Source organism: Ruegeria sp. D7, from assembly GCF_056534355.1.
Window position 1 is genome coordinate 92565 of the sequence record NZ_JBQFPG010000016.1, and the last position, 9776, is coordinate 102340.

Sequence of the window (9776 nt, forward strand, 5' to 3'; positions counted from 1 at the left end):
TCCTTGCAAATTGGTATGTTTCAAAGGCAAACTGACGTTGGATACTGGTGAAATCGGCGATCTTCTGGCACTTCTCCGACTGGATCGCGATATTGAAGGTCGGGCAAATCTAGCGGCCGACATAGAAAGCCAGAACCCAAAGCTGAAAGTCTCAGATCTCAGCACGGCCTTAAACCTTTCAAAAGGTCAATTGCTGACAGTGGAAGGCTCTATCGAAAATCTGATCGGCTTTGAAGGTATCGATCTTGCAGTTGACGGACGCCTCTATCCGCAGGGAGATCCACCTGAAACGGCCACGGATCTAAAGGACTTAAAGCTCACCGACCTTTCAACCCACGTTGTTGGCACTGAAAACGCGCTGGAGTTTCAGGATCTGACTCTGACGACCAATGCGTTTGACAATGAATTAAAACAGATAGGTCCGGTTCGCTTTGGCCGCCTGTTTCGCGCTGGCAATGGTAATCTGATGCTGGAAAATATTAGCTTGCAGGCGGGACCACAGGATCGACCCTACTTTTTGGCCAAAGGCAACATTAAAGACCTGTTACGCCTAAAAGAGGTCGACTTTAGCGGTACGATGTCGATACCGTCATCGCTGTTTTTCCGAGGCCTAAGCGCAAAATCGCTTGGCATCGTCGAAGGCAGTTTTTCGGTGGACGATCTAAAGGGGTTCTTAAGCCTCAACAAATTCGATGCGCAGACCGTTGATACCGAAATGTGGGAGCTTAAAACCCAGGCTAAGCTCGGGAACGTAAACGAATTTGAAAACCTGTCTTTCGATTTCAATCTAGATGTCAAAGACAGCGCCCGTTTCCTAGCGGCCATCGGGCAGAAAACAATCAAAGCCGGACAATTAAAGGTCAGCCTGTCCGCAAACGGAAAACAAGACAACTACTCAAGCGTACTCGCACTAACATCTGGAAAGTCGCAACTGAGTGCCAAACTTGAGACATCCACGTCTGGCGCGCGTCCACTGACGCAAGGCATGGTTTCCAGTCAGAGTATCGAACTTCAAGACGTTAAAAACGCTTTTGCTTTTGTCTCACGCATTGCAACAAGCTTTCGCCAACCCGGAACCAGTGGCGTAAAGCACAAGGTGTCGAAAGGCAAAGTCAGTGATCTTGTCGAGGTAGAAGACTTTCTGCTCGATCAGGATGTCAATGTGTCCATTGACATCAAAAAAATCGAGGGCGAACAGGGAATAACCAGCCTGTCCAGCCATCTCAAGGCAATGAACGGCATTGCCCAGCTTGGGCCGGTCGAAGTCGCATATGATGGAGGTCATTTCTCCGCTACGGCAAAACTGAATATGGTGAAGAGCCCGCAGTTGCTTTCGCTTCAAGGCACAATAAAGGATTGGAATCTGGCAACCTTGTTCAACGAGTTTAATACCAAATACTCGGCAGTAGGCCAGCTTCATGGGAATTTTGAGTTTACCGGAAACAGGCGCTCGGTTGAGACCTTTTTTAACTCGATGAGAGGCTCTGCATCTATCTTGATGACAAATGGTGGAATATCAACCAGTCTTCTCGAACTGTCCGGACTTGGCATTTTTCCTTGGCTAATTTCTGAAGAACTGAGAAAAGGTTACAGCAAGATCACGTGCCTCGCCGCTCCCATTAAAATCGATGCTGGCGACGTTTCATTCAGCTCGTTTGTCGCGGAAGCCAAAAAGGTACAGCTAGTTGCTCGCGGCGATCTGGATTGGATAAAAAACACGATTTCAATTCAGGCCGAGGCCCGAAAACTCGGCAGGCCCTTGTCGCGGAGCGCGTGGCCGTTCGAGGTCGTTGGGACGCTGACGCATCCGAAAATCAAGCTTCTTCACCACAACGTTTTCCAGAAACGCGCGGACGGAGCGACAGAGTTACCCGAAAACCGAAGATCCTGTGTTCCGGATATAGATCAACTGAGGCAATAGGATAAGATTGACGTTTCGACCCCCGCTGTATCCAAGCGATCTTTCGGAATCTGGGTGCCTTGAAAATTGCTCTTTCTGTGTTTGCCTTCAAATAAAAAAGCGTGAGATGAATGAAGACGGCAGCTTTGTCCGCTTTGGGCAGTGAGAACCGCTGGAAATTGAAGTTGAGGTGTCCTTGAAGTGAAATAGACTGGGAGCTAACTGTTGAGACAACCCGTTGTGAGGTCATCATGGCAGCTCCATTAGTCCAAAACTGGGAACTGACCGCCGCCGTTAAGGACATAGCCGATTGGCTGGTTCAACAGGGCTTGGAGAATGCGCCTGTGGAGCTCTGGCTTGAAGCATTCTGCAACCGTCTTGTTTCGGCAGGAATTCCACTTCAAAGAGCAAACATCACTGTTCGCGCTCATCATCCCGAGATTGGAACCGTCGCTTTTCGCTGGCACAGGGATGGCGGCAACGAGCGAGAGAACTTTGTCCGAAGAACGGATGCGCCTGAGGAATACGTACTAAGCCCGATTTACTATCTTTTGGCAAACAACGTTGAAGAGATCAGGCAAGATCTGACAGTCGAAGAACCCGCGCTCAACTTTCCGATCTTCGACGAACTTCGCGAGCGCGGTGCCACAGACTACTTCGCTGTCAAACGGTTCTTCCTTCTTCCAAATAATGCTACACCTGTCGATCCAATGCAGGCCGAGGAAGGTGCCATTATTTCATTGGCAACCGACGCGAGCGGGGGTTTCACAAACCAGCAACTTGACGGTTTGCGTCAACTGATATCTCCACTTTGCCTGACGCTGAAATGTGGGGCAAACAGGCTGATGGCTGAAGACATAACCGCCGCGTACTTGGGAAAAGACGCCAGCAGGCGGGTTCTTTCCGGGGACATCACCCGAGGTTCATCCGAAACGATTTCAGCGGTGATTTGGTACTTTGATCTACAAGGATTTACCAAATTGTCAGAGGCGCTTCCGGGACATTCAATAATAGAATTGCTAAACGATTACTTTGCGGAAGCTGTTGACGTTGTTGAACGTCATGGCGGCAATGTTCTGAAGTTCATGGGAGACGGAATGCTCGCCATCTTCGATATCAACCAAGTTCCGGATGCTCGCCGCGTCGCAATTCACGCGGCAGCGGAGTTGCGAGATACCTTTGACGAACTCAACCAACGACGGCAAGCAGATGGTTTGCCAACGACCGGCTTTACTCTTTCGCTGCACGCTGGCGATGTTCTTTATGGCAACATTGGCGGCAGGTCTCGCCTGGATTTCACAGTGGTCGGCCCGGCAGTCAATACAACGTCCCGTATTCTAGGCATGTGCAACGGGCTCGATCAGAACATTGTCGTTTCCGACAAGGTGGCTGGCGAATTAGTGAACTCCATTCCAAGCCTTGTTTCCCTAGGGCGATACAGATTGCGAGGTGTTGCTGAAAGACAGGAGCTGTTTACGATAGACTAAACGCGAATTGAAAGGCGCCTAACCCGTATGGCCGCCGAACAGTCTCCGATCTTTAGCTCGTACTGAGTGCTGGACTATTACGATGATTAGTCAGCCTTCGCCATAAACGCTTCGAAAGCTTTCTTATAGTCTGGATGCCATCGGCTTAGTGGGGGGCGATTTTCGATGACGTCTCCCACGCTCCAGGCAATGCGTTTCTCATCGATATCACGTGAGACATCATTGTCTGGGCAGAGGATGTAAAAGTCCCCGCGGTTCACGCTGTCGACAAAGAAGTCGACCGTCTGCTCTGCGGTCCAAGCTGAGGTAGGCTTTTCAGGCAGGGAGATCATACCAGTATAAACAAAGCCAGGCACAAGGAGATGCGCTGTGATCTGATGGCCGGGGCCGTTTCTCAGCTCATGTGATAGCGCCTCGGTGAATGCTTTCAGAGCCGCCTTTGAGACGTTGTAAGCAGGGTTGCCCGGCGGTGTGGTTATGCCTTGCTTGGACCCTGTATTGATTATTGCACCTGGTCTGTTTCGCGCGATCATATTAGGCGCGAATACCTGAGTGCCATGGATCGGACCCCAAAGGTTCACGCCCAGCATCTTATCCCAAGCCGCGGCGTCCCCAGTGGTCGATGAATTGCCGCCCACACCAGCGTTGTTCATTAAGATGTCTGCCCCGCGGTAACGGTCTGCTACCCTCCGTTCCAACGCTTCTAACTGTGCTCGATCACTGACATCTGTCTCAGACGTCATCACATCGGCCGCACCGGCGGCAGACACCGTGTTTGCCGCAGTAGCCAGTTTCTCGGTGTCTTGATCAACAATAACAATGCGCATGCCCATCTGAGCGAACTTCACTGCTGCGGCGAGGCCAATGCCGGAAGCACCCCCGGTGATCACGGCCACAGAGTCTGAGGTAAATGCGGGGTGTGTCATCGGCTAGGCTCCTCTTTTCCCGTGTTGGATAGACAGGCCCGGAAAACCCCAGACCTGCTATTATTGTTAGGCCACGTTGGCGACGTTGGTCTTGAGCTTCATCATACCTTCCATACCGTAGGCGGTGAAGAGCGCCTGGGTTGCCTTTTCCGCTTGCCGGTTCATCGGAATGATAGGGTCTGCCATGCCGCTCTTGTGCACTTCATTTTGGATTTTTTGGTGCCCAAGCATGGTTTGGGTTGAGTTTGCCAACTAGAATGCGCTTTTGATTGAGTTTTGGTGCGTTCACGTAGATCGAGCTACGCTAAGACAATCGACAATTGAGCGCGTATAGTGAACCGTGCAAACTTTTAGGCGAATCGTGCAAACTTATGCGCAATTGCTGTGAAAAATTATGGGCGAAGACACCCAGATTTTTTGAATAAAATCAATGATAGGAATGCAGTGTTATGTGCGTACCTACAACCGCTGTAGGGGCGCTCATAACGCTGCATCCCCGCCATTGATTTTACTCACAAAAATTGAAGACATTCGCCCAAAATATTGCGCGCCATTTGCGCATAAGTTTGCACGATTTGCCCATAACAATGCGCTGTTCGAGAAACGCGTTCAATTGATGGTAGTCACCGCACATCTTCTTCAACTAAAACCGGGCGCCTCTCAATCAAAAGTGCATTCTGATTGGAAATATTCAACCCTGATCATAGGGAAGCAGTTCATTCGTAGGCTTGTGTTAGATCCCGGCTTCAAAAAAGGATATTGCCGTAACCGCGAGGTGAGCGCGTCCAAATCGGCGCGCTCACTCTATTTTGTATTGCCTGTCACTACGGAGGCTAGAGCGATGTATTACTCTGCGGCAACCGCTTCCTCTGCTAGTGCCGGGTAATCGGTGTACCCTTTTTCATTGCCGCCGTAGAGGGTAGTTGGATCGAGCTCATTCAGAGCGGCGCCTTTCTCCAACCGGTTGACAAGATCAGGGTTGGAAATAAACGGCCGGCCAAAGGCCACCAGATCGACGGCTCCGGTTTCAACCGCTTCAACCGCCATTTCCAGGTCATAAGCGTTGTTGCCCATTTTCGCACCGTCAAACAATTCATAGAGCGCCTTCAGATCGCCACCTTCCGGAATATCGCGCGGGCCGCCAGTCTGTCCCTCCACGAGATGGAGATAGGCCAGCCCATAGCCATTCAGCAATTTGACCGCATGGGTGAATGTCGCCTGCGGGTCACTGTCGGAGATGTTGTTGGCGTCCGAGAATGGGCTGAGGCGCACACCAACGCGGTCGGCGCCCCAGACATCGACAACCACGTCCATAACCTCTTTCAGGAACCGTGCTCTATTCTCGACAGGACCGCCGTATTCGTCTTCACGCCTGTTGGATTCGTCCCGCAGGAATTGATCGATAAGGTATCCGTTGGCTGCGTGGACCTCGACACCGTCGAAACCGGCCTCTTTGGCGTTTTCCGCGGCCCTCCGGTAGTCCGCAACGATGCCAGCAATTTCTTCGATGGCCAGAGCCCGCGGTTCAGATGTTTCAACAAACTGCTCACCATCAAACGTCTTGGCCTTAGCTCCAATTGCGGATGGTGCAACAGGGGCGCCACCATCCTGCTGCAAGCTGTAATGCGAAATCCGGCCCACATGCCAAAGCTGGATTACAATCTTCCCGTCCTTGGCATGGACGGCCTCAGTCACTTTTTTCCAGCCGTCGATCTGCGCTTCGGAATAAATGCCGGGCGTCCAGGCATAGCCCTTGCCTTGGGGCGAGATTTGCGAAGCCTCCGTGATGATCAGACCTGCACCCGCCCGCTGGGCGTAGTACTTGGCCTGCAATTCATGGACACTGTCATCCTCGGCTCTTGCCCGGTTGCGGGTCAATGGCGCCATGACAACGCGGTTTTTCAGCTCGATTGCACCAGCTTTGATGCCAGAGAACAGTTTTTCATCAGCCATTGCTGCTTCCTTCTTTGGTAAACTTCGTTCAGATATTATTGGACCAATCAGTCCAATAATAGGGTCACTGTCTCATGATTGAGATTGTTTTAGGTTTCATTTCCTTATGGTGGCGGGAGGCCTTATGGCGAAATCACCAACCGGGCTTGTTTCAGGGTTTGCGATATCTGCTCAGCGGGAACGCCCGCCTTGCGCAAGGCTAGTGTTCCGATTGCAAGGGACGCAAAGGCGCGTGCCTTGTTGAGGGCCTGTCCCGGATCCGAAGGCTCAAGCGCTCTCGCAATAATCTCGTCAATTTTCTCCAAATGCTGCCGCCCGAGAGCCGCCACTTCATCATCATGAGGAGCAAGTTCCGTCAGGCAGTTGATAAGCATGCAGCCATCACGGCCGCCTTGCGGGTTCGCCAAAGCTTCCATTATCGCACCAACAGGGTCATCTCCGCCTGCATCAGCAACGTCACGCAGCTCTTTCAAACCACGCCTTGAATAGTGGCTGAGGGCTTTGTGAAACAAAGCCTGCTTGTTGCCGAACGCACCATAGAAGCTAGACCGACTCAAACCCATGGCCTTGGTCAGATCGTCCAGGGACGCGGTCTCGTAGCCCTTGTGCCAAAATACGCACAAGGCTTTTTCCAATGCCTCAGCTTCGTCAAAGGCACGAGGTCTACCTGGACCTGCGGATGGCTTGATGTCGCCATTTGGGAGAGTTTCTTTGCTCATGCGGATGATTTGGAATGATTGGTCCAGAAATTCAAGGTGGCGGTAGGAAATTTTTGGAATGGTCAGTCCGTATTGTGACCAGAGAAAGGAATTTAGGTCGGTAGAAATACAAAATCTCCCCATCCCGCTTGGTGTCACGCTAATCTTAGGATCAGGACTGTTTGTCTTTTTGCGAGAGTGTCAAACGAGGAGGATCGTGATCGTAAAAAAGAGAGCCCGCGCTTGGTACTAGTTTCCAACACTGGACAGAGTGACTGGCGGCTTTGTCCAACGCGCTGATGTTGATCACTCACAAACCAGAGATTGGTTCGGTAGATTCATGGCCAATGCCCTCAGCTTGTGAGGATTACTACTACAATGAGTAACAAAGCCAGGAATTCAGAACTGGTTTTACGAGCATCAGAACGGCGGGTCATCGTAAGCAAACCAACAATAATTTCAGCGCGCTAGGTAAAAAAGCGAGGTTAGCTGAAGTTTAATTTGCCCAATGTGAACTTCTTAACTTTGGTTAGAACGGTTTTTTGGCAGTATCGTTTCATGAGTTGTTAGTGAGTTCAGTGAGTAAGTAGATGTATTTGCATAAATTCGAGGGGCATTGTTGCGCGGTCAATGACATCCGGATGGATGATTTTGCGCGTGAGTATCCGTTGCTGGACGATGTAGGCGTGCACGCACGATGGCAGAAGGGCTCCTGGCAGATCACGCGGATAGCCGACATCTGGACACGAACCGGGAAGGTACTTTCTTTGCCTTACAAAGGAGCCAACGCCTATCCATCTTTCCAGTTTGCTCAGGATGGAACCCCGCTTCCTTTGATGGAAAAAGTGTTGAAAGCCCTGCCACGTGAAATGACCCCGTGGCAATGCGCGTTCTGGTTAACCTCACCCAAACTGGAACTCGGAGGGGAAAGCCCGGCAAATCGCATTCAGACCGGCGATGATTGCATAGTCGGTATCGCAGGCGATGCTGGTGGTCTGATGGCAGCTTAGTGTTAGCTTTTGGTCAGTCATACGTCGTACAGCATCTGGCAAATTCATGTCTCCCCTGCTTTTTCTGCCTCCGGCAAGAATAGCGAGATCAGGGCACTTAAATGTCCATTCTCTTCTGAGAATTCAGAGACAATACCAAGCAGCCCATCCATAAATACGAATGGCCAAGAGCATACTGAAATACGGGTACTAACTAGGTCTTCGAATATCGATACCCGTTGGAGAAAATCCCACCGACAAGTACAACTGCTCTGCAAATCTGTCATCTGCCGCTACGCGTAGCGGAAACTCAACAAACTCGGTTTCTGCATATTTCTGTCAAACAGACTTCACTGCTCAAACACAGCCATCATCTGCCTGCGCAATCGCGCCAGATCCTCATCCACACTAGCGGTAGGATCGCACGTAAATGTTGGCAAAGCCTCCACACGGATCGTCCCGCTGCGCGGTAAATGTTTGCCGCGTGGAAGTAGACTATCGCTGTCGTGGATGACAATAGGGGTGATCGTGCGGCCGGTTTCTCGGGCGACTAATACAGCACCCGCTTTAAAATCCCCGAGCGTTTCTGTTTTGGCCCGGGTGCCTTCTGGGAATAACACAATGGAACAACGGGCAGGCATTTCCCTGACAGCCTTTATCAGCGTATCCATGGCCGTTGAGCCGGAGTCTCGGTTGATAGGGACGAGACCCGCTCCATCAAAACCCGTGCGCAGGAGTTTGCTGTTCCAGAACTCTGACTTCGCCGCGAAAGTGAACCATTTGGTGTCGGGCACCACGTGCATGAGACTGAAGCCATCGAGATGGCTACGGTGGTTGACCACGATGATGCTGTTGGTGTCGGCGGCGAGGGCATTCTTTTCCTCAGGACGCATTTCGACGCGGATGCTGAGGAGCCACAGCAGGCGTGAACATGACCGTTTCACCAGGCGCCAATACCAACCCCGAAACCCTCTGCGCCTAACGCAAAGAAGAGGGACAAAGGCCACGAAGAGGAAATAAAACAGGCCGACAAGAACCAGTATAGCGCGCTTGGTAAGGCGTATTGGCAATGGGTCAATGGCGCGAGTAGCGCGGTCTTGACCGTCAGGTGAAAAGGGCATGACGTCCTCTGATAGGGCCTGTGGCTGGTGCGTAAGCCATGAATAAAGGCCACCGGAGGTCCTCCGGCAGCGCTTTGACATGCGCCACTTGCGAAGGAAGACAGCCACCGCACACCTCTCTATCTGTCGAAGTCAGTACCAGATCAATGAGAAAAGACGACGTAGCGGAATGTATCTTGGTGCTTCAGTCTGACTTGAGTAACAACTGACCGGCCTTGGCATAGAATATCGGTAAGAGCCCAAAGTTACATCATCGGTCGAGAGCATCCGCAATTAGTTTGGCAAAGGTTCGGAGCTCGTTGTTCCCCGGATTCGGGATTGGTTTGAAGGTGATTACTTCTTGCTCGATGTAGCGTTGCGAGGTGACATCGTACTTGTCGAGAAGCGGTATCAGATGCGCATGAGCATGGGCGACTTCACCACCCGAGAATTGAAATGCCAAACGCTTCCTAGACCCGAAACCAGCACCATACCGGAAGCCAAACATTTCATCTGACGCACTACTTTGGCAGCTGGTTGGAAGGAGATATCAATTGCACTGATCATACCTGTAGTCCCCGTATTCCAGCCAGTTTACCGAGCCTTCGCTAAAAATCAGAAACTCGGACCTGTCTTCCCCTAGCAGGGCGACGACAAATCCGGCCGGTGGCTCAGAGTTTCCGAAGTAACTGTAGGCCGTCATGGCTCTAATTGACTCACCGT

Annotated in this window: 8 protein-coding genes; 4 read left to right on the forward strand and 4 right to left on the reverse strand. The window is 51.4% G+C overall.

Features of this window, described 5'->3' with window-relative positions; all coding sequences use genetic code 11:
- The first annotated feature begins 37 nt into the window (after positions 1-37).
- Complete coding sequence (locus ACRZ9U_RS18550; protein ID WP_170408617.1) at positions 38-1921, forward strand: AsmA family protein; 1884 nt, start codon at positions 38-40, stop codon at positions 1919-1921.
- Between the two features lie 230 nt (positions 1922-2151).
- Positions 2152-3387 (forward strand): adenylate/guanylate cyclase domain-containing protein, encoded by a 1236-nt coding sequence (locus ACRZ9U_RS18555; protein WP_170408618.1) that lies wholly within the window; start codon positions 2152-2154, stop codon positions 3385-3387.
- A gap of 86 nt (positions 3388-3473) precedes the next feature.
- Here ACRZ9U_RS18555 and ACRZ9U_RS18560 read toward each other — a convergent pair whose 3' ends face one another.
- The 3 genes from ACRZ9U_RS18560 to ACRZ9U_RS18570 form a co-directional block, all read right to left on the reverse strand.
- Complete coding sequence (locus ACRZ9U_RS18560) at positions 3474-4313, reverse strand: SDR family NAD(P)-dependent oxidoreductase (protein WP_170408619.1); 840 nt, start codon at positions 4311-4313, stop codon at positions 3474-3476.
- 846 nt (positions 4314-5159) lie between these two features.
- Positions 5160-6266 (reverse strand): alkene reductase, encoded by a 1107-nt coding sequence (locus tag ACRZ9U_RS18565; protein WP_170408620.1) that lies wholly within the window; start codon positions 6264-6266, stop codon positions 5160-5162.
- A 122-nt stretch (positions 6267-6388) separates the two neighbouring features.
- Positions 6389-7123 carry a TetR/AcrR family transcriptional regulator gene (locus ACRZ9U_RS18570; RefSeq protein ID WP_480902636.1) on the reverse strand — a complete coding sequence of 245 codons (735 nt, stop codon included), beginning with the start codon at positions 7121-7123 and terminating at the stop codon, positions 6389-6391.
- A 431-nt stretch (positions 7124-7554) separates the two neighbouring features.
- Between ACRZ9U_RS18570 and ACRZ9U_RS18575 the strand changes: the two genes are divergently transcribed.
- On the forward strand, positions 7555-7974 hold the full coding sequence (locus tag ACRZ9U_RS18575; RefSeq protein ID WP_170582966.1) for a hypothetical protein: 420 nt from the start codon (positions 7555-7557) through the stop codon (positions 7972-7974).
- 329 nt (positions 7975-8303) lie between these two features.
- Here the strand turns inward: ACRZ9U_RS18575 and ACRZ9U_RS18580 are convergent, their stop codons facing one another.
- Complete coding sequence (locus ACRZ9U_RS18580) at positions 8304-9074, reverse strand: lysophospholipid acyltransferase family protein (RefSeq protein WP_170408622.1); 771 nt, start codon at positions 9072-9074, stop codon at positions 8304-8306.
- Between the two features lie 340 nt (positions 9075-9414).
- On the opposite strand from ACRZ9U_RS18580, the gene ACRZ9U_RS18585 reads away from it, so the two are divergent.
- Positions 9415-9570, forward strand: coding sequence for a hypothetical protein (locus tag ACRZ9U_RS18585; protein ID WP_480902641.1), 156 nt, complete (start codon positions 9415-9417; stop codon positions 9568-9570).
- The last annotated feature ends 206 nt before the right edge of the window (positions 9571-9776 follow it).

Bases quoted from the DNA above. Each gene is read 5' to 3' on its own strand.
- ACRZ9U_RS18555 (WP_170408618.1), top strand. From the start codon at position 2,152: ATGGCAGCTCCATTAGTCCAAAACTGGGAACTGACCGCCGCCGTTAAG.
- ACRZ9U_RS18560 (WP_170408619.1), bottom strand. From the start codon at position 4,313: ATGACACACCCCGCATTTACCTCAGACTCTGTGGCCGTGATCACCGGG.
- ACRZ9U_RS18565 (WP_170408620.1), bottom strand. From the start codon at position 6,266: ATGGCTGATGAAAAACTGTTCTCTGGCATCAAAGCTGGTGCAATCGAG.
- ACRZ9U_RS18575 (WP_170582966.1), top strand. From the start codon at position 7,555: ATGTATTTGCATAAATTCGAGGGGCATTGTTGCGCGGTCAATGACATC.
- ACRZ9U_RS18580 (WP_170408622.1), bottom strand. From the start codon at position 9,074: ATGCCCTTTTCACCTGACGGTCAAGACCGCGCTACTCGCGCCATTGAC.